Origin of the sequence: Sinorhizobium sp. 8-89 (assembly GCF_030124325.1) — a bacterium.
Lineage (GTDB): Bacteria > Pseudomonadota > Alphaproteobacteria > Rhizobiales > Rhizobiaceae > Sinorhizobium.
The window spans coordinates 121,121-140,848 of record NZ_JASKLR010000014.1 but is presented as its reverse complement, the minus strand read 5'-3'; the positions used below and the strand labels follow the sequence as shown (position 1 = coordinate 140,848).

The following is a 19,728-nucleotide window of genomic DNA, read 5'->3' as shown; positions in this document are numbered from 1 at the left end:
GCCTGAACGGCGAGACCTGCACCTTCTTCCCGAACAGCGGGTGCCAAGGATAGGCAATCGTCGAAAAGCGAGAAACGTATGCAGAATGTCGGTAGTTGGCCACGTCGCCCCCGAAAGGCGAAGACCGCACCTCCTGTCGGCTTCTGGCGCAACACTTCCTGCGCAAGCGCAGCCAGACCTTCGATGCCCTTACGCATGTCGGTGGCTCCACAGGCAAGATAGACCCGAACCCCAGTCCCTGGTCCAATCATGCCGACTCCACCGCCCGGATAAGCCGCGTCAGCGTGGCGGCATCCACGCCGCTGCCGAAGCAAAGGCTGCGACCGCAGGCCAATCGCAACTCGATCATCCCAGAGGGGTCCTGTTGGTCCCCACCCGCTCCGTCTGCACGGCATTCATGTCCACGGGAACAAACACCGCATTCGCAGAAGGCGACAACAGTCCCTTCTTCTTCAGCTCACTGCGCCAGGTGTCTGCTGTCGTGTCACATCGTGTCGCTGCGCAACCTCAGTCACCGTCGCCCCGTCGATCCCAACCGACATGAGAATCTCGAGCTTCTGTTCGTCGCACCACCGCCGCCGCCGTTCCTGCCCAAGAATTTCCACCCGCATCGCAAACCTCGCCTAAGACACGTCGCTAACGACGACGTTAAAGACGTGTCTTAGGCCATCACGACGATAGCCGGCAGGCGGTGACAATCGGGCGGTTACAACTCAACTGGCGATGCTGCTTGAGCAGCGCGCAGCGCAGCACAGCCTCGGCCGGCAACCCCTCGCGGCCGGTTTCCTTGAGGCCATGCCGGCACAGGTCCCGCGTCACCAGCCCGAGCAGATCGCGATGCTCATCCAGCCATTGCGACATCACCTTCAGTTCACGACCGATCTCGTGCTCGGCGAAAAGATCGAATATGCTCGCCTGGACGGTGCGTTCTTGGCGCATTGTCGGCTCCGGCGGTTACGGGTTTATCTTTAGAATCAGTAGCTTGATCTAAAGTATACCTGAAGCCGCCGGGCTTTGTCCGCGGAGATATCGCGATTCATACAATAATTTCAGCAGCTTAACGTTTATGGACGGGCACTAGCTAGGACAAGGTCGGAATCGGAATTGAGGCGACGGCCATGTGGTGATTACTCAAATTAAGTAAGGTTTGGCTGGTGGTCCGCTGCGTTATCGGCGTTAGCTAAATGATGTACCGGAGACTCTTAGCCTCCTGGCGCTGGAAGCCGTCGATTCTCAAACGCTGACAAGAGGGTGAGCTGTAGCGGAAAGTAGCATTTGAAGCTGTGCGTTGGGTTAACCGAGTTGGACGTAGTTTCGGGCGACACCCGCCTACAGATTTCCTGCGCGTATTGGCATCGGGTGTGGAACTCGCAGCCGGATGGCCGGTTCAGAACGCTTGGCACCTCGCCTTTGAGCTCAATCCTATTGAGGACGGCATCAGGATCAGGATTGGGATTGGCCGAGAGCAAGGCTTCCGTGTAGGGATGACGCGGTTGCCGGAAGATCTCATCAGTGGCACCCATTTCAACGAAGCGGCCGAGATACATGATGCCCGTCCGATCGGCGATATGGCGGACAATGTTGAGATTATGGGTTATGATGAGAATGGCGATGCCTAGCTCGGTTTGCAGACGTGTGAGAAGGTTCAGAACTTCACCTTGGACCGAAACGTCGAGGCCGGCCGTGGGCTCGTCGGCGATGATGAGATCCGGATTGAGCGCCAGTGCCCGTGCCACACCGACGCGCCTCGCCTGGCCGCCTGAAAGCTGGTGAGGATAGCGGCGCGCAAAATCCGCCGGCAAGCCGACCATGTGGAGCAGTCGTGCCGCTTCGGCGTCAGCGTCGCGATCTTTCAGGCCATGGATACGGAATGGCTCCGTCAGAAGCGAGCGCACGGTTAGCCGCGGCGAGAGGGAGCCCACGGGATCCTGGAACATCATCGCCATGCGCCGCAAATAGGGCTTGCGCTCTGTTACGCTGAGGGTGCCGATCTCCTGGCCGTCGAAGCGGATACTGCCGCTCGCAGCGGCTTTCAAGCCGATGAGCGTGCGGGCAATGGTCGACTTGCCCGACCCGCTCTCCCCCACCACGGCGAGTGTTTCGCCTTTGCGGATTTCGAAGGAGACGCCACATACCGCCTCGATAAAAGGCTCTTTTGTGCCTGTCAGACGCGCCATCAACGAGCCCACGACGGGAAAGCGAACGCGAAGATCCTGAACGCGTAGAAGTGCTGTCATGCCGAGATCACCTGACTATGATCGAGCAGATGGCACCGCGCAACCTGGGTTGTTCGGAGATGATACTCAACGGGGTTTTCCTCCACACAACGGCTAAATGCATGAGGGCATCGATCCCGGAAAATGCAGCCTTGTCTGCTCCCGAGCAAGCTCGGAACCTCACCTGTAATGGTCGGCAAACTACGCGTCCTTTCTCGGATTCGCCCCGGATCGCACGCGAGAAGCGCCCGGGTATATGGGTGGGCGGGATTGTGAAAGATCTCCCGCACCGCACCCTGCTCAACTACTTCGCCTGCATACATGACGGCGACACGGTCGCAAAACTCCGCAACGGCCCCGAGATGGTGTGAGACGAACAGGACCGAGAAACCGATCTCCTGTTGCAGCTCCTTGAGAAGGTGGATGATCTGGACTTCCAGAGTAGCGTCGAGCGCAGTGGTCGGTTCGTCGGCAATGAGGAGGGCTGGTTTCACCAGTAGCGCCATGGCAATACAGATACGCTGGCGCATGCCGCCCGAGAATTGATGCGGATAGGCGCCGATGCGGCTTTGCGAATCCGGGATCCCGACCCGCTTCAACATGTCAATGGCGCGCGTGCGCTTTTCACCCGGGCTACCGCCCTGGTGATGCTGGATAGCGATCATCTGGCTTTCGATGGTGAGCACGGGATTGAGTGCTGTCATCGGATCCTGAAAGATCATAGAGAGCCGGTCGCCAAGCAGCTTCCGGCGTGCCGCCGGCGACACCTTGCGAAGATCGTGCCCGTCGAACGCGATGGAGCCCCCAGTGATTTCGGCATTCTCCGCCAGGAGGCCCATCACGGTATAAGCGAGCGTTGATTTTCCGGAGCCACTTTCGCCGACGACACCCATTACTTGGGTAGCCCGCACGTCGAGCGAGACATTACGTAGCGCATGGATTCGTCCCCGTGGGCTCCCGAAGTCCAGGTTAAGGCCACGGATCTCAAGGAGCGGCGGGGCAGAGGTCTGAGATCTGGCAGTGTCGCTTGTCATAGGTATTTCCGCAACTTGGGATCAAATATGTCACGCAGGGCTTCGCCAAGGAACGTGAAGCCAAGGGTTGCCATGACGATCGGAATACCCCCGGCAATGACCAGCCATGCCGATTGTTGTATATTGCTGTAGCCCTCGTTGAGGATCGCTCCCCAGTCAGGGGTCGGCGGTCGCACGCCCATTCCGAGGAAACTGAGACCTGCTTCCACGGCAATGACCGCCGGCACATCCATGCTCACCAGGATCAACAGTGGTCCGATCACGTTTGGAAGCATGTGGAACACAAGGATCCGCGTCGTGCCGGCACCCATGCTGCGCTCGGCCGCGACAAACTCACTGTTCCGCAGAGCTTGCGTTTGCGTGCGCACGACTCGTGCATAGATCGGCATGGACGTGATGGCGATGACGAGAATGACGCTGCTCATGCTGGGACCAAGAAGGGCTATCACCGCAAGCGCGAAGATAATGCCAGGAAACGAGCGGATCGTATCAAAGAGAAACAGCAGCAAGTTATCGAGCCAGCGCGGCCCAAAGCCAGCGATGAGGCCAAGCGCGAGCCCGACCACCAGTGAGCTTCCGAGGGAGGCGAACGCCACGAGAAGCGGAATTCGACCACCCATGATCATCCGGGAAAATGTGTCACGCCCGAGTTGATCGGTGCCCAACCAAAACTCGCTGGATGGATCAGCGAGGCGCGGCCCTACCATGATGCGCGTCGCATCATGGGTGATGATCAACGGCGCAAAAACGGCACTCGACAAGAGTATAAGGACCAGCACAGCACCAAGCGTGCCTAAGCGGTTCTTGCCTAATTGGCGCAAGAAAGTACGCGCGGCTCCGGGTTCTTTTCTCACTTGGGCGGGAATGAATTCAACGCTTGCCATATCAGAGTTCTTCCCGAATGCGCGGATCAAGGGCTGCATTGACCAAGTCCGACACCGTTGTTGCGATTACGATCAGGAACGTCGTGACGAGCACCGTGCCCATCACAATCGGATAATTGCGCGAATTGACCGCCTGCACGATCAGCGCTCCAATACCAGGCCTGGCGAAGACCACCTCAACGAACACTGCTGCCGAAAGCAGCCAGGCGATGCCCACGCCCAGAATGGTGACGGTCGGAAGGATCGCTAAAGGCAAGGCATAGCGCGTTATGACGCGCCACTCGGAGACACCAAAGGCGCGAACCGTGCGGATATGGTTCTCACCCAAAGTCTCGAGCATGGAGGCCCGTAGCAATCGAGCTATGTAACCGACCCAGCCGACACCGACGGCAAAGCTCGGCAGGAGCAGATGTATCAACTCATCAGCGAAGCCCTCACCGGCACCGATTGCCGGGAGCCAACGAAGGCTGACCGCGAAGATCAGTAAGGCGTAGACGGCCATGACGAATGAGGGAATGGCAATGGTGCTGACTGCCATCACGCCCACTATATGGTCCATCGCGGAATTACGGCGCACGGCGGAGTAACAGCCCAGCGGTATCGCAATCGCCGCGGCCCACAAAATTGAAGCCAAAATTAGCTCCAGCGTATAAGGCAACTGCTCGAGAACGATGTCCGCCACAGGCCGTTGACTGAATACGTCAAATCCAAGATCGCCGTGCAGGAGGCCACCGAAGAAGGTGGCGAGCTGCACGACCAGCGGCTTATCGAGGCCCATCTGTTGATAGAGTTGGGCCTTCATTTCGGGCGTGGCGCGAGGGCCGAGCAGAATGGACGCGATATCGCCTGGTACCGCATGAATCATCAGGAACAGAAGCGTCACCGCTGTCACGCTTATCGTGACAGCGAGGACCAGCCTCTTACAAAGATATAACAACATAGTCTTACCCGCCACCGTTTAGGTCTGTGCGGGCTTGAAGTCGACATATAAAGGGACACCATCCGGACGGGTTGCCGGCTGTACCTTAGTCGTGCGGTACACAACAGGAGTAGCACCATTCGTTAGGAAACGGTAAGCGCCGGACTTTTCCATGAGGTCCTGCATCTCGTGATAGAGCTTTGCACGCTCGTTTGGATCTTCAATCGCCATCGCCTGGACGTTGAGCTCGTCAAAGCGGTCACTGCTGAAGCGCTCCCAATTCCAAACGCCCACTTGGGCTTTCACGAACGTGCCCATGTAGTAAGAAGGATCAGGCAGACTGCTGTCGTTTCTAATAAAGAGCTGCAAGTCCTTCCAGCGATCGCCGTCCGATTCCTGACCGATTGTCGCGTAGGAACCGGGATCCTGAGTGTTGACTTGGACAGTAATGCCAATCTGCGACAATTGCGCCTGAATTATCTGCGCAATTATCGACGGAATACCACTGTTGTCGCAATCCAGGGTAAGCTGCAGGTCGCTGACCGCGGCCTTATCTAGGAACTCCTTGGCCTTGGCGAGGTCGCCTTCCGGTGGAACGAGTGCTTTCTCGCGATGTCCGATTAGACCTGGCGCAATTGACCCGGTTGCCACATTAACGTACCCCGCATAGGCGGCGTCCACTATCTGCGGCACATTGATGGCCCATTGAATAGCCTTGCGGACATTGATGTCCTTCAGCTTTGGGTGATCCATATTCATGCCAAGCCAGATGATACGAAGCGAGGAATGCTCCTCCACCTTTGTATCGGGCGGCGGATTGCTTTTGAACGTTGCCAGTGAATCCAGACTGATCGTCGCGAAATCAATGTCGCCGGCCTGATAGGCGCGTTCCGCCGTTTTGATGTCAGTAATAGGTACGATACGGATTTCATCAAATCCAGCCTTTGGCCCAGACCACTCGGGATTACGAGTCAATAGCGTATACTGATTTTGCTTCCAGTCCGCGAGCACGTAGGGTCCAGAGAACGCTGGCGGCTTCATACCGAAATTGCCGCCGTCCTTTGTCGCCTCCATCACCGCTTGCTCGGAAACGATATGACCAGTGGCATAAGGGAGGGCGAGATACCAGACGGGCACATATGGCGTCTTAAATACGATAACGCCTGTATAGTCGTCCTCAAGCTCGACATGGTCGAATGAGCCTAGATCAGGCATGTCCGGTGACTTGTGCTTGAAAATGCGTTCAAATGAGAACTTGACGTCCTTGGCAGTTATCTCACCATAGCCACCGGAGAATTTGATTCCTTTCTTCAGGCGAAAGCGAATATGTGTCGGATCGACCTGCTCGATCTGTTCCGCCGCCTCCAGATCCCAGCCCCATTCGGAGCCTGGTTTGTAACGCGTGAGCTTCGAATAAAGGCAGTTCATCACGTTTACTTCGTAGCTGGCGCCGTAAAAGCCAGGATCCAACGTCGCAAGTTCCATCGGAAGAGCGACCTTAAGCACTTTGCCTTCCGCCGCCCAGATCACCTGTGAGAGCGGCATGCCGGCAGCAATGATACCACCGCCCAGGGCGGCTCCTCCCTTAAGAAGGGTGCGCCGGTCAATGTTATTGATAATGCCTTCCATACTTTCCTCCCATGGACTGCTTTTTAGTGACCCGCAGCCAGCTTAGCCATCATTTGGATTAGCGGTGGGTAAATGTCCCCATCATCACCGCTCTGGTTTTCGAACACGGCCATATAGACCACGGCGGTACCCGTGTCCGGGTTAGCGAGCAGGTATTGCCCCCCAAAGCCCCCATGGCCGATCCAGGTGCCGTCCGTGGTCGTTTGGCGGCTATAGTACATCCCCTCGCGCGGCGTCGGCCAAGAGGGCCCGGGATTGCGGCGTGTTTCTTCGATGAAGGCGGCATCGGCGACGCGCCGTCCGTCAACGCCCATCCCCCTGCGCGCGAAGAGTAGGCCGTAGCGCGCGAGATCACGGGGGGAAAGGGAGGCGCCGCCACCGAGGTGCGGTACGCCCTCGCGATCGCAGATGATATGGAGGGAGCCCTCAAGGCCTGCCGCTTCCACGATCTCGATGAGCCAACTGCGAAGCGACCGCTTACTCACACGCTCGACGATCCAGCCAAGCACTTCGGTATTGGCCGATTTGTAGATCACGTGGCCGGTCCGATTGACGAGATCGTCTCCGGTGATGCCGCAGAGAACCGAGCGGATCGTCAGCTCCATCCCATCATCGGGTGACAAACGTAAACCTGTAGCGGCCTCCAAGGAAAACCAATCACCGTCTTCGCTATAGTTGTTGGCGACATTCATGTCGGCTACTGCCCTGACGGTCGCCTCTGCAAAGCCCGTCCCGATCTCGGGCAGGTAGTCCTTGATCTTTCGGTCGGGATCGAGAAGACCCTCTGCGACGCAGCGGCCGAGCATGATATTGAGGGTTGTCTTTGTGATCGACATGACGGCTTGCGGCCTATCCGGCCCGAAGTCGGACGCATAGGCCTCATAGAGGACGCGATCGTCACGCACCACAACGAAACCGGAGAAATGCGGTACCGAGAGGAACCGGGCGACGTCTGATCGCCCTCCAATAGTCCAGTCGATGTCTTTCCTCAGCGGAAGCACCCGCGGGGAACGAATTGACATGACGTAACGGCCAATAGCATGGAGGTTTTGAAAACCGTGCCGGCGGTAATTCGCTTGAATCCAGTGCGCATTGTTATCGACCGACGAGACGACCAGATCTGGGTTGGGTATCGAGGCAAGCGTCATTGGCGGGCATCCTGATTGGGTTCTTATATTGAATTGATGTTCTGCTTTCAGATCATCAGTATTTCTGAAAGGTCTGCTTTAATTTCCCCCGAGCGAGCCCCTTTAAGGGGCTCGTCAGAGGCATCCGTGAGCTACATGAAGCGGATCTGGGAGACCGGCGACTTCGCTGCGCCCGTTTTCGACGCTCTGGTAGTTCATGCGGTACGCTCGAAAAGGATGCGCGGGACCGTGCTCATCAGTTCCGCCCCGTTTTCAGTGACCCGGACGCTGTCGGCCAACATGTAGTTTTCGCCCCGCTCGTACAGCGCAACTATGACCCGGAACGTCATGTTGGCCACGATCTCGGTGTCGCTGTTGGTCGCTAAGCTCGGTCCATCGGTCCAGTCGAGGCCGAAGGAGTAGCCCACACGAGACTCTTGCGTTAGACCGTACGGTCGCATCGCCGCTTGGCATGCGCGAGCTACATCACTGCAGGTCGCGCCAGGACGCAGCGTTTCGACCGCGGCCTGGAACCCCGCTAGGACGCCCTCATGCTGCTGCTTCCGGCGTGGCGTGGCCGGTCCGAGGTGGACGGTACGCACGACTGCCCCCGCGTACCGGTGCCGACTAGAGCCGACGCCGATGTAAGCCTGCTGCCCGGACGCGAAGACATCATCGATCCAAAATTGATGCGGCGCGTTTGCGTGATTGCCGCCAACGATGTATGGAGGAGCCGGTGGTGGTCCGCCGGGAATTGTTTCGGTTCCCGCGCACAGAGCCGACAAAATGGCCGCAGCTACATCACAATGCCGCACACCGGTGCCGATCTTGTCAATCCCCGCAAGCAGACCTCGGTCCGCGATCGCCGCAGCCTCGGCCATATACAAGAGTTCGCGCTGGGACTTGACCACTCTGCACGCCGCTACCACGTCGCTGCCGTCAAGAGGTTTCTGCACGCCCAATGCAGCAACAAGCTTCGGGTGGCTGGACAGGCCTAAACCAGACAGTTCGACACCGATACGTGCAGACGTCCCAACCTTATCCTTGACAAACCGCCCAATTACTTCCCACGCAGTGACCTCCTCGGAGCCAACATAATTTTCGGCATATCCAATAATCCGGTCCTGTGAAAGCCAGCATCCCGCGTCGGTTGCGGTATCGGCATCCATCTTGCGCAGTATGAAATATGGGTCGTCATTCAACGTCACGAGCACAGCCTGCGGCTCGGCGCCGGAAAATGATTCATACCCCAGAAGATAGCACAGATGCGCCTCCGAAAGGACCACCAGAGCGTCCATTCCAGCATTCGCCATCGAAGCGCGCACTTTATCGAGCCTAGCCCGGTATTCCGACGTCTCAAACGCCTGCACAAGGTTTTTTTTGATCATACAGGATGTCCTCTCCTAAATCGTTACCTTCGAGCCTCTCCAAAGGCTCTTGCGTCTACACCGCCGTGGTCGATGCCACACAGTTGAGTAGATCTCTATCTACGCAAAAGCACGGAGCAGCTTGGGAAAGTCGTCTCAAGGGTGCTCAACTTCGATGTCGCGGGATTGTCGACATATTGTCGTGAGTTGTCAACTATTTTTTGGATGTTGCCAACGGTCAGAGTCACGCAAAGCGGAACCGCGGCTATGCATACCTCAGTAGCCTGTTGGCGCACTCAGTCGGCCTAGCAAGGATGCGGTGGCTCCGCGCGGCGTTGATTCGTGGTCGGCAACATCCTCGCCGCCAGCAGGCACCTCCGGCTGCGTTGCTGAGCTCGCCGATATCGTTGAGGATCTGCCAACGAAGCCACCCAGATCTTCTTTTTGTATGGCGAGCCCAAGCCGCTCATGGTCGAGACGAATTCGCCCATTATCGGCGCGACAGTCGTGATCTCGCAGATTAGCGGGTCCGTCCTCAGCGCACCTGAAATCCTAACGCGAGGGGGTCACGTTCGTCGACGAGAATGGTATTGTAGCCGGTGACGCGGGCCCAGCCACCGATGCTCGGGCGAATGGCTGGGTGACCGGCAACCGTTGCTTCGCTTTCGACGCGGCCGTGAAACAGGGTTCCGATGATGGATTCGTGCACGAAGGTGTCTCCGACCTTGAGCAGCCCCTTGGCCACGCGTTGCGCCATACGCGACGACGTGCCGGTGCCGCATGGCGAGCGGTCGATGCCACGCTCGCCATAGAACACCGCGTTACGGGCGTCCGCCTCTGGGTGCTTTGCTCTATCAGTCCACATGACGTGGCTAACACCGGCGATGCGGTCGTCTTCAGGATGCACTGGAGCGATCTTTTCCTGCACTAGGCGACGCACGAGTGGACTGAAATGTAGGATCTCCTGGGCGCTCATGTTGTCGAGACCTGCCCAGTTTTTCTGCGGCTCAATAATGGCGTAAAAATTGCCGCCATAGGACACGTCCACGACCAGTTCGCCCATGCCGGGTACGTCGATCGTAGTTTCGTCGGCGTGCAGGTAGGCTGGCACATTAAAGAGACGCACCTCCTCCACAAAGCGGCCTTCGCGACGATATTCAATCTCGACGCGACCGGCTGGAGCTTCGATAGCGAGCTTGCCCTCGGTCTTGGGCAGGACCAGACCCTGTTCCAAAGCCACAGTCACCGTGCCGATGGTGCCGTGGCCGCACATGGGCAGGCAGCCGGAAACCTCAATGAACAACACTGCTATATCGCAATCCTCACGTGATGGCGGATATAGAATGGAACCCGACATTACATCATGGCCGCGCGGTTCGAACATCAGCGCCTGGCGAACCCAGTCGTGCTCGGCTTGAAAGATCTGGCGCTTCTCGGACATGCTCACATTGGGCAGGATTGGCGCGCCACCAGTGACGACCCGCACCGGGTTGCCGCAAGTATGGGCGTCTATGCAGAAAAAGGTATGTGGATTCATCGCTTATACTCCTCCCGCTTCAGGAAAAACGGCTGGCAGAGAATGGGGCGAGGTCGATTGCCGTTGTGCGCCCGGCGATCAGATCGGCAACAAGACGACCAGTGGTGGGGCCAAGTGTCAGTCCAATATGGCTGTGGCCATGGGCATGAATAACATCGGGGCGATTGGACGAGGGGCCGATAACTGGCAGGCTGTCGGGCGTGGTGGGCCGATGACCCATCCACCGCGTGCCGCCTTCGGTTTTGAGGCCCGGGAGATAGAGATGAGCCAAGGCCGCCAACGCATCGCTACGGGCATAGTTTGCGGGAGCATCGAGGCCGGCGAATTCCGCTGCTCCGCCGATCCGCAGGCCTATGTCCATCGGGGTGGCGACGAACTTGCGTTCGGCAAAAATGACTTCTCGGGTCAGACATACCCCGGAATCGGGAATGGTGATGTTGTAGCCCCGCTCGCTTTCTACCATCACCCGATCGCCAATCGTCGCCGCAAGCCGCGCAGACCAGGCACCGGCCGCAATGACCATACGCTCAAACGGCAGCTTCGTCCCGTCCGAGAGCTCAACTGCAGTGCCGGCAATCGCTACCGCCTCGCCTTGAACGATCTTCCCGCCGCGTGAAGCAACTTGCTCACGCAACCTGTCCATGACGCGCTTCGGGTCGGAGAAGTGCGACCATTGCGGCGTGAGCGCCGCACGAACGACATTTTTGCCGAGAGCGGGTTCTAACCGTCGCGCTTCATCACCATCCATTTCCTCGAAAATACCACCGTGGCTGCGACGTAGCGCGCGGTCCGTGGCATCGGCAGCAAAGCCCGCTTCAGTCTCGTAGACCCAGAGCGCGCCGACGCGATGAAGTTCATGCGACATGCCGAGTTCGTCCAGCATGGGCAGGAAGTCGTCGTAAACGGGCGCGGTAAGGGCCGCGAGCGCGGAGGTGATACGCAGCATTTCCTGGCGCGAGCCGCTTTTCATGAAGCGTAGCAGCCAGGGCACCAACTTCGGGAAATGTCCCGGTCGCAAGGACAGCGGTCCGAGCGGATCTATCAGCCAGCCTGGTATTTTCCATATGAGCCCCGGCACGCTTGCAGGAACGATCTCAGTAACCCCGAGCCCACCCGCGTTGCCGAAGGAGGCCTTATCGCCGGCCGGATTGCGATCCACAAGAGTCACCACGTGACCATCGGACAGCAGAGCCCGCGCCGTGCTGAGGCCGATTATTCCTGTTCCAACAATGACGACGTGACTCATGCTGGTCTCCGGAGATCGAAGGCGGCAAACACGGCGTTAGGCATCTGCCGTCGGACGTTGCGATCGCGATCACAGAGTCGTGGGGTCATCGGGCGCAGGTCAAGTGATGGACCACCCATTCAAAAGCCAATGCCAACCCGCCAAGATCGCAAGAAGGTGCCACGATGTCAGCGACTAGTTGAACATGTGGTTTTGCATTGGAGACGGTAATTGCCAACCCTGCCCAACCAAGCAAACCCAAATCATTGTCGGAATCGCCTGCCGCAGCGACGTCATTTGCACGGAGACCAAATTCGCTCGCGATAAACGCAGCTGCGACGTCCTTTCGAACGCCATTTGCGACCAGCTCCACAAGATTAGGGCCAGATTGGACCACCATGAGCTCACCAGCAAACCTGCTGGACAGGAACGAAACGGAAGCTTCAATTGTCTCTTCGGGGAACGTGGCAAGCAGTTTGAAAGGGGCGTTTGGCGCCTCGTATGGTTTTAGTATGAGTTGTAGACGGTCTCCAGTGACATCGGTACGCCGTCTGGCAACGGTCTCATCAGGTTTAAGAACGAAACCACACTCAAGTTCGAACCAGATAGGACTGCCACCCAATTCGTGAACACAACTCATCGCCTCAAGCGCTGTTTCACGATCAAGGCGCGTCTCCTTCAGTGCAGTTCTTGACGAGAGCTTTCCGATCCATGCGCCATTGAAGCAGCAAACCGTGTCCGACGCTCCCACGTCGGCGTGCACACGTTCCAAACCCACAGGTGATCGCGCAGACGCCAGAATTAGGGGAAGCTGTACCGCACGCAGCGATCGTGCCGCCGCTGAAACGGCGGGGAGCAACACATGCTCATGTGTGAGTAAAGTTCGATCGACATCGCAAACAAAAAGTCGAGGGAGGACAGTTCTGCAGTGATCGTTTGCAAACGTGAGACTAGGCATGTGGATCCCCATTCACGAAAAAGCGCTTACAGCCCCGGCCGAGGGTAATTATCGCTTCGTGCTCATTCGTACCGATGGTTTCAGCAATTTGTCGGTAGGTGATATTATCCCCCACAATTTCGGCAGCTGCCCCGACATACACTGCCGTTTCGGGGAGTTCGGAGATATCGACGGCAGTCAAGTCCATTGAGACGCGGCCGACTACGGGCGCGCGCTGCTTGCCGAACATCACAAAACCTTTGTTGCTGTTGTCGCGCATGAATCCGTTCGCATACCCGATGGCAAGAATTGCGATTCGCCGGGGTTTGGGCGCGCGCCAGGTGCACGAATAGCCGACTGGATCGCCCTTCTTGAGCGTTCGTATCTGCACCACGGGCGCGAGAATGGTCGCAGGTTCTTCCATCGGATTTTCAGCATCAGCAGTCGGATTAATCCCGAAGGTCGACTTGCCAGGGCGGATAATGTCTCCGTGCATTTCCCTTCCAAGAAAAACACCACAGGAATTCGCGATGGAAAGCGGCGCGCGGGGCAAGCGTTTGGCTCGCTTGACAAGCCTAGATACCTGATGGTGACAAAGATCTACATCGACATCGTCGGCTGATGCGAAATGCGTCATATAGGCCTGAATATTGCAGGACGCGAGTAAAGGTTCAGCACGTTTATCATCGTCCGGAGCAAGACCAAGCCTGTTCATCGCTGTGTCTAGATGAATGAAAGCCGGCATTCTCTGCCCGGATTGCTTTGCCACACCAAAAATCACATGAAGTTGCTCCAGCGAATTGACCACGGGAATGATGTTCTGCGCCCGCGCTTCCATCGTATCCGCCGGTGAAACGCCGTCGAGGACGGCGACGCGTGGTCCGACACCAAGTTCGGCACGCAGCGTCAAAGCATCCTCAAAACGGGCAGAGAAGAATAAGTCTGCACCAATGTTCCGCAGAGCGCGAGAGGCTTCGCACATTCCGTGGCCATACCCATCGCCCTTAACGACGGCCACACATGTGCCGTGGGTCATTTGCGCCAGCTTGCGGAAGTTGCGCTGAATTGCAGATAGGTCGACTAGCATAATCGGACCGCTGGAAAGGCTGCGGCGCGCGTCATCCGAAAAAGCGGCAAGGGATTGGGAACGTGTCATTGGAACCGGGCGATCAGAGGCTCCGGGCTGCGCGAAATCTCGCAGCCCAGAATTTGGATTATCAAGCCGAAAGCGCCTCAACTGCGGCTTCGACCAACTTCATCTCGTCGGCCTTCAATGGTGGCACAGGCATGCGGCACAGGCCGACCTTACGCCCAGTCATTTCGCTGCCGGCCTTAGCGACCGGGTTGAAGGGTAGTGTCCAAAGCAGACGGCTGATTGGCTGGAGCGTCTTCCAGACCCTCTCAGCCTGCTCATAGTCCTTCGACTTCACCAAGTCCCAGAGCTTCCGGAGCTGCGCGGGCGCTATGTTGCCAGAGCCGGTAAACAAGCCGGCAGCGCCGTTCACCAGCGCAAAAAAGTTGAGAAAGTCACAGCCGCAGAACACTTTTGACCCCTGCGCTGCAAGCTTTTCAATACGGCTGGGGTCAGCGGTACTGTCCTTAATGTAGTTAACCCCGTCGATTTCCGAAAAGCGAGCAAAGATTTCCGGCGTGATGTCGAACTGAGTGTAAACCGGGATGTTGTAAGCCATGATCGGGGTCTTGATTGCTTGAGCGATCTGCTCATAGTGCCAGCGCACCCCCTCCTCGCCCGGCCCTTCAAAGTAAGGCGGCAAAACCAGAACCGCATCTGCACCCGCGCCTTCGGCGTGCTTCGAGTTCTCCACGGCATCTTCGGTGCGGATCGCCGAGGTTTGGACAATTACTTTGGCGCGGCCATCAACGCGTCTGCAGGCCACCTCGGCCAGTTTGCGTTTTTCCGATTCAGACAGGAACGGGAATTCACCGGTTCCGCCATTGACTGCAATGATGTGCACAGCGCTTTCGATAAGCGAGTCGATATTTTCCTCGAACGCCGCAATGTCGAGAGTTGCACCGTTGTCATTAAAGGGCGTGCAGATAGGAACGCAAATGCCTTGCAGACTGGTCATACTAGTCTCCTCAATTAGTGGGCCCATACCGGGCAGATATCTATTTTAATCCCAAAGCACATGGGCCGAGGGAACACTGTGAATGAGTCAACGAAGCTGGATCCAGATAGCCTTCTGCTCGGTATACTGATCGTGCGCGGCAAGACCCTTGTCCCGACCTCCGAAGCCAGATTCCTTGTAGCCGCCGAACGGCACGGCGAGGTCGCCTTCAGAGAAACAGTTGACTGACACGGTTCCTGCGCGAATTGCCTTGGCGACACGGTGGGCGACGTTGAGGTTGTCGGTATAGAGTTGCGAAGCCAGACCGTAGTTTGTGTCATTGGCGATCTTGATGGCTTCTTCCTCAGTCTTGACCGAGATTACCGACAGCACCGGGCCAAAGATTTCTTCACGCGCGATCATCATGTCGTTGGTGACCCCTTCGAAGATCGTCGGCTCGACGAAGTAACCGCCTGTTTCCTCGCGCACGCGGTCGCCGCCGAACGAGACCTTAGCGCCGTCTTTTCTTCCCCGGTCGATTAGCCTCAGCACCTTGTTCAGGTGTTTTTCCTCGATCATCGCCCCGACCTTCGTTTCTTGATCGAAGGGATCACCGACCTTCCACTCTGCAAAGTGTTTCTTCAGCTCTTCAAGCAAACGATCCTTGATGCCTTCCTGAACGATCAGGCGCGACCCTGCCGAGCAGTTTTCGCCTTGGCAGAACAGGATGCCCATTGCCAAATTCTCAACGACCGGGCCTAGGTCCTTTACGTCGTCCATGACGATCGCGGGGCTTTTACCGCCGCATTCGAGGACAATCTTCTTCATGTTTGACTTTGCTGAATATTCGAGGAAGTAACGGCCAACCTCGCCCGAGCCAGTGAAGCTCACACAGTCGATGTCATTGTGCATTCCAATGGCCTTGCCCGCCTCGTGACCCAGACCAGGCACGACGTTGAAAACGCCATCGGGAAGGCCAGCTGCCGAAGCCAAGCCGGCAAGTCGCAGCAGCGAAAGCGAGGTAAGCTCCGCCGGCTTAAGGATCAGTGAGTTGCCACCGGCAAGCGCAGGACCCAATTTCCACATAGCGACAAAGAGCGGGAAGTTCCACGGTATGACACCGCCCACGACACCGATCGGCTCGCGCACAATCATCGATACGACATCATGAGGCGCCGGCGACATTTGGTCGTAGATCTTGTCGGTCGCTTCCGCGTGCCAGCGGAGCGTCGCGATTGAGTCCGGCAGGTCGACATTGCGCGCGTCACGGATTGGCTTGCCGCTATCGAGGGTCTCAAGAAGAGCCAACTCTTCCATGTTCGCCTCAATTAGATCAGCAAACTTCAATAGAACTTTCTTCCGCTCCGCTGGTGATCTGCGCGACCAGTCCCCGACCTCGAAAGCACGTCGCGCGGCAACGACAGCGCGGTCAACGTCTTCCATCTCGCACGACGAGATATTCGTGATCACTTTCCCATTGGCCGGATTGATGGTCGCGAAGGTCTTGCCCGAAGCGGCCTCGGCATATTTACCGTTGATGAAGGCTCGGGTCTCGAACTTCAGCGCCGCGGCGGCCGCCTTGAAGTCGGTTGGTTGGTCCATAACAGTCTCCTTGAATTCGCTTTCCTGGATTATTCGGCCAACTGGGTCAGAAAGTGTTTGACCGGTCGGGAATGGGTCAGAGCCGAGGATGTGGTGTTGCAGTGCAAGCCCGCGCATGCAAGTGCGCTAAGCGTACGTAGGTCGCGCTGCGCCATGTGCACCGGTCAAGTCGTCGAGGGGATACGATTACCCCGTTCTAACTGCCCCGACGCCGCTTCCCCCTCGGCCGCTGTTCCAAAGTTGTGGCGCCTCGAACCTCGGACGGCAATTGTCCAGCCAGTGTCTGCCTCTGCTAGAGTTGCACGTCACGTTGGTCCCAGTCCTGCTATTTGTTTGCAGCCAGCTTAGCCATCATTTGGATTAGCGGTGGGTAAATGTCCCCATCATCACCGCTCTGGTTTTCGAACACGGCCATATAGACCACGGCGGTACCCGTGTCCGGGTTAGCGAGCAGGTATTGCCCCCCAAAGCCCCCATGGCCGATCCAGGTGCCGTCCGTGGTCGTTTGGCGGCTATAGTACATCCCCTCGCGCGGCGTCGGCCAAGAGGGCCCGGGATTGCGGCGTGTTTCTTCGATGAAGGCGGCATCGGCGACGCGCCGTCCGTCAACGCCCATCCCCCTGCGCGCGAAGAGTAGGCCGTAGCGCGCGAGATCACGGGGGGAAAGGGAGGCGCCGCCACCGAGGTGCGGTACGCCCTCGCGATCGCAGATGATATGGAGGGAGCCCTCAAGGCCTGCCGCTTCCACGATCTCGATGAGCCAACTGCGAAGCGACCGCTTACTCACACGCTCGACGATCCAGCCAAGCACTTCGGTATTGGCCGATTTGTAGATCACGTGGCCGGTCCGATTGACGAGATCGTCTCCGGTGATGCCGCAGAGAACCGAGCGGATCGTCAGCTCCATCCCATCATCGGGTGACAAACGTAAACCTGTAGCGGCCTCCAAGGAAAACCAATCACCGTCTTCGCTATAGTTGTTGGCGACATTCATGTCGGCTACTGCCCTGACGGTCGCCTCTGCAAAGCCCGTCCCGATCTCGGGCAGGTAGTCCTTGATCTTTCGGTCGGGATCGAGAAGACCCTCTGCGACGCAGCGGCCGAGCATGATATTGAGGGTTGTCTTTGTGATCGACATGACGGCTTGCGGCCTATCCGGCCCGAAGTCGGACGCATAGGCCTCATAGAGGACGCGATCGTCACGCACCACAACGAAACCGGAGAAATGCGGTACCGAGAGGAACCGGGCGACGTCTGATCGCCCTCCAATAGTCCAGTCGATGTCTTTCCTAAGCGGAAGCACGCGCGGGGAACGAATTGACATGACGTAACGGCCAATAGCATGGAGGTTTTGAAAACCGTGCCGGCGATAGTTCGTCAAATTCCAGTGCGCATTGTTATCGACCGACGAGACGACCAGATCTGGGTTGGGTATCGAGGCAAGCGTCATTGGCGGGCATCCTGATTGGGTTCTTGATATTTAATTGATGTTCTGCTTTCAGATCATCAGTATTTCTGAAGGGTCTGCTTCGCATTTCCCTCGCGAAACGAGCCCCAGGGGGCTCGCCAGAGGCGTCCGTTAGCTACGTGAACCACGGATCTAGCAGACCGGCGACTTCGCTGCGCCTGTTATCGTTGCTCCGGCAGCTCATGCGGGGCGCTCGAAAAGGATGCGCGGGACCGTGCTCATCAGTTCCGCCCCATCTTCAGTGACACGGACGGTGTCGCTCAGCAGGTAGATTTCGCCACGCTCAATGAAATTAGACTGGAGGTCGAATGTCATGTTGGTCACGATCTCGGTGTCGTTGTTGGTCCCCAGGCTCGGGCCGTTGATGGAGAAGTCAAGACCAACGGAGTAGCCCATGCGCTCCTCCTTCGTGAGCCCATACGGCCGGATTGCCGCTTGGAATGCGCGCGCGACATCACTGCAGGTGGCGCCCGGGCGCAACGCGTCGAGGGCGGCGTGGAACCCCGCTAAGGCACCTTCATGCCGATCCTTCCGGCGTGGCGTGGCCGGGCCGAGATGAGCGACCCGCGTTATTGGAGCTGGGTACCGGTGCCGGCTAGCGGAAAACTGCAGATAATACTGCTGCCCCGCTTCAAATGCGTCATCAATCCATAACTGGTGTGGTGCGTTGGCGAACTTGCCCCCACGGACAAACGGTGGACATGGCGGCGGTCCACCGGGAACGGCCTCGGTCCCCTCACAGAGCGTTGACATGATCGCGGCCGCAGCCTCACAATGCCGCGTACCGACGGAGATCTTGTCGATACCAGCAAGCATTGCCCGGTCTGCTATCGCGGCTGCCTCGGTCATATACAAGAGTTCGCGCTCGGACTTGACAATCCTGCATGCCGAAACCAAGTCGCTACCGTCACGAAGTTCCCGCACGCCTAACGCGCCCATGAGCACGGCGTAGCCTCGCGCACTGATTGCCGACAGTTCGACGCCGATACGTGCAGACGCCCGCACCTTGTCCTTGACGAACCGCCCGATCATTTCCCAGGCACTGGCCTGTCCGGAGCCCCCGACGTAACTTTCGGCGTATCCGATAACCCGATCCGGTGCAAGCCAGCATCCGGCGTCGGCCGCTGTGTCGGCATCCATCTTGCGCAGGATGAAATACGGGTCATCATTCAACGTCACGAGCACCACCTGCGGCTCAAAACCAGAGATGGCGTCATATCCCAGGAGATAGTAGTGGTTAGCCTCCGAGATGACCACCAGGGCGTCCATTCCAGCTTTGGACATTGAAATCCGCACTTTATCGAGCCGAGCCCGATACTCCGACGCTTCGAAAGCCTGCGGAATGTTCGCTCTGTCCATACAAGATGTCCTCTCTAATGTGTTCCGCGACGAGCTTATCTGAGGTCCTTCAGTCCAGGCTGCTTTGGTCGACACCTTCCAGTTGAGTAGGTGCATTTGGATTCGCGATCTAAGCAAGGCGCGGAGCAGCTTGGAAAAAGTCGTCTCATGGGTTCCCAACTTTGATGTTGCTATTGTCGACATATTGTCGCGACTTGTCAACGAATATTTGAGGCCATTCTCATTGAAACAACCAACTTCGCTCATGAGCCAGATGGCCGCAAAGAGGCACATCGCGCTGGCGGGTAGATAAGGAAGCGCTGGAGCATGAGCTTCGCCTCTGCCGTCTTCAGTGCTCGATGCCGGAAACAAAGAT

Annotated in this window: 17 protein-coding genes and 1 pseudogene; all 18 read right to left on the bottom strand. The window is 57.7% G+C overall.

The window, feature by feature from the left end:
• The coding region (gene tnpB, locus QN219_RS23295; protein ID WP_284002456.1) for an IS66 family insertion sequence element accessory protein TnpB at window positions 1-197 on the bottom strand (197 nt) is incomplete at its 3' end.
• Between the two features lie 255 nt (window positions 198-452).
• On the bottom strand, window positions 453-542 hold the full coding sequence (locus QN219_RS34235) for a hypothetical protein (RefSeq protein ID WP_405052190.1): 90 nt from the start codon (window positions 540-542) through the stop codon (window positions 453-455).
• A 169-nt stretch (window positions 543-711) separates the two neighbouring features.
• A pseudogene (locus QN219_RS23290) lies at window positions 712-939 on the bottom strand (ISNCY family transposase); the annotation flags it as partial.
• A gap of 263 nt (window positions 940-1,202) precedes the next feature.
• The gene (locus tag QN219_RS23285) at window positions 1,203-2,237 is read right to left on the bottom strand and encodes an ABC transporter ATP-binding protein (RefSeq protein WP_284002455.1); all 1,035 of its coding nucleotides are present in this window, start codon (window positions 2,235-2,237) and stop codon (window positions 1,203-1,205) included.
• Window positions 2,234-3,250, bottom strand: a complete 1,017-nt coding sequence (locus QN219_RS23280; protein WP_284002454.1) for an ABC transporter ATP-binding protein — start codon at window positions 3,248-3,250, stop codon at window positions 2,234-2,236. Before QN219_RS23280 ends, QN219_RS23285 begins: the two co-directional genes overlap by 4 nt.
• Window positions 3,247-4,134 carry an ABC transporter permease gene (locus tag QN219_RS23275; RefSeq protein ID WP_284002453.1) on the bottom strand — a complete coding sequence of 296 codons (888 nt, stop codon included), beginning with the start codon at window positions 4,132-4,134 and terminating at the stop codon, window positions 3,247-3,249. Before QN219_RS23275 ends, QN219_RS23280 begins: the two co-directional genes overlap by 4 nt.
• Before the next feature lies 1 nt (window position 4,135).
• A complete protein-coding gene (locus QN219_RS23270; protein WP_284002451.1) occupies window positions 4,136-5,074 on the bottom strand; it encodes an ABC transporter permease in 939 nt (312 codons plus the stop codon).
• A gap of 18 nt (window positions 5,075-5,092) precedes the next feature.
• On the bottom strand, window positions 5,093-6,682 hold the full coding sequence (locus tag QN219_RS23265) for an ABC transporter substrate-binding protein (RefSeq protein ID WP_284002450.1): 1,590 nt from the start codon (window positions 6,680-6,682) through the stop codon (window positions 5,093-5,095).
• Window positions 6,683-6,705: 23 nt separating this feature from the next.
• Complete coding sequence (locus tag QN219_RS23260) at window positions 6,706-7,704, bottom strand: serine hydrolase (protein ID WP_284002449.1); 999 nt, start codon at window positions 7,702-7,704, stop codon at window positions 6,706-6,708.
• A 320-nt stretch (window positions 7,705-8,024) separates the two neighbouring features.
• Entirely contained in the window at window positions 8,025-9,197 is a 1,173-nt protein-coding gene (locus tag QN219_RS23255) for a Xaa-Pro peptidase family protein (RefSeq protein WP_284002447.1), read from the bottom strand.
• Between the two features lie 514 nt (window positions 9,198-9,711).
• Window positions 9,712-10,713 (bottom strand): 4-hydroxyproline epimerase, encoded by a 1,002-nt coding sequence (locus tag QN219_RS23250; RefSeq protein WP_284002445.1) that lies wholly within the window; start codon window positions 10,711-10,713, stop codon window positions 9,712-9,714.
• Window positions 10,714-10,732: 19 nt separating this feature from the next.
• Entirely contained in the window at window positions 10,733-11,959 is a 1,227-nt protein-coding gene (locus QN219_RS23245) for an FAD-binding oxidoreductase (RefSeq protein ID WP_284002443.1), read from the bottom strand.
• A gap of 85 nt (window positions 11,960-12,044) precedes the next feature.
• A complete protein-coding gene (locus QN219_RS23240) occupies window positions 12,045-12,896 on the bottom strand; it encodes an HAD family hydrolase (protein WP_284002441.1) in 852 nt (283 codons plus the stop codon).
• Window positions 12,889-14,031, bottom strand: coding sequence for an alanine racemase (gene alr, locus QN219_RS23235; protein ID WP_284002439.1), 1,143 nt, complete (start codon window positions 14,029-14,031; stop codon window positions 12,889-12,891). Before alr ends, QN219_RS23240 begins: the two co-directional genes overlap by 8 nt.
• Window positions 14,032-14,092: 61 nt before the next feature.
• A complete protein-coding gene (locus tag QN219_RS23230; RefSeq protein ID WP_284002438.1) occupies window positions 14,093-14,965 on the bottom strand; it encodes a dihydrodipicolinate synthase family protein in 873 nt (290 codons plus the stop codon).
• Window positions 14,966-15,052: 87 nt separating this feature from the next.
• Window positions 15,053-16,546, bottom strand: a complete 1,494-nt coding sequence (locus tag QN219_RS23225) for an aldehyde dehydrogenase (protein WP_284002462.1) — start codon at window positions 16,544-16,546, stop codon at window positions 15,053-15,055.
• Between the two features lie 325 nt (window positions 16,547-16,871).
• Window positions 16,872-17,996, bottom strand: coding sequence for a serine hydrolase (locus tag QN219_RS23220; protein WP_284002437.1), 1,125 nt, complete (start codon window positions 17,994-17,996; stop codon window positions 16,872-16,874).
• A 198-nt stretch (window positions 17,997-18,194) separates the two neighbouring features.
• Window positions 18,195-19,373: a Xaa-Pro peptidase family protein gene (locus QN219_RS23215; protein WP_284002435.1), complete on the bottom strand. Its 1,179-nt coding sequence runs from the start codon at window positions 19,371-19,373 to the stop codon at window positions 18,195-18,197.
• Window positions 19,374-19,728: the final 355 nt, after the last annotated feature.

Bases quoted from the DNA above. Each gene is read 5' to 3' on its own strand.
- QN219_RS34235 (WP_405052190.1), bottom strand. From the start codon at position 542: ATGTCGGTTGGGATCGACGGGGCGACGGTGACTGAGGTTGCGCAGCGA.
- QN219_RS23285 (WP_284002455.1), bottom strand. From the start codon at position 2,237: ATGACAGCACTTCTACGCGTTCAGGATCTTCGCGTTCGCTTTCCCGTC.
- QN219_RS23280 (WP_284002454.1), bottom strand. From the start codon at position 3,250: ATGACAAGCGACACTGCCAGATCTCAGACCTCTGCCCCGCCGCTCCTT.
- QN219_RS23275 (WP_284002453.1), bottom strand. From the start codon at position 4,134: ATGGCAAGCGTTGAATTCATTCCCGCCCAAGTGAGAAAAGAACCCGGA.
- QN219_RS23270 (WP_284002451.1), bottom strand. From the start codon at position 5,074: ATGTTGTTATATCTTTGTAAGAGGCTGGTCCTCGCTGTCACGATAAGC.
- QN219_RS23265 (WP_284002450.1), bottom strand. From the start codon at position 6,682: ATGGAAGGCATTATCAATAACATTGACCGGCGCACCCTTCTTAAGGGA.
- QN219_RS23260 (WP_284002449.1), bottom strand. From the start codon at position 7,704: ATGTCAATTCGTTCCCCGCGGGTGCTTCCGCTGAGGAAAGACATCGAC.
- QN219_RS23255 (WP_284002447.1), bottom strand. From the start codon at position 9,197: ATGATCAAAAAAAACCTTGTGCAGGCGTTTGAGACGTCGGAATACCGG.
- QN219_RS23250 (WP_284002445.1), bottom strand. From the start codon at position 10,713: ATGAATCCACATACCTTTTTCTGCATAGACGCCCATACTTGCGGCAAC.
- QN219_RS23245 (WP_284002443.1), bottom strand. From the start codon at position 11,959: ATGAGTCACGTCGTCATTGTTGGAACAGGAATAATCGGCCTCAGCACG.
- QN219_RS23240 (WP_284002441.1), bottom strand. From the start codon at position 12,896: ATGCCTAGTCTCACGTTTGCAAACGATCACTGCAGAACTGTCCTCCCT.
- alr (WP_284002439.1), bottom strand. From the start codon at position 14,031: ATGACACGTTCCCAATCCCTTGCCGCTTTTTCGGATGACGCGCGCCGC.
- QN219_RS23230 (WP_284002438.1), bottom strand. From the start codon at position 14,965: ATGACCAGTCTGCAAGGCATTTGCGTTCCTATCTGCACGCCCTTTAAT.
- QN219_RS23225 (WP_284002462.1), bottom strand. From the start codon at position 16,546: ATGGACCAACCAACCGACTTCAAGGCGGCCGCCGCGGCGCTGAAGTTC.
- QN219_RS23220 (WP_284002437.1), bottom strand. From the start codon at position 17,996: ATGACGCTTGCCTCGATACCCAACCCAGATCTGGTCGTCTCGTCGGTC.
- QN219_RS23215 (WP_284002435.1), bottom strand. From the start codon at position 19,373: ATGGACAGAGCGAACATTCCGCAGGCTTTCGAAGCGTCGGAGTATCGG.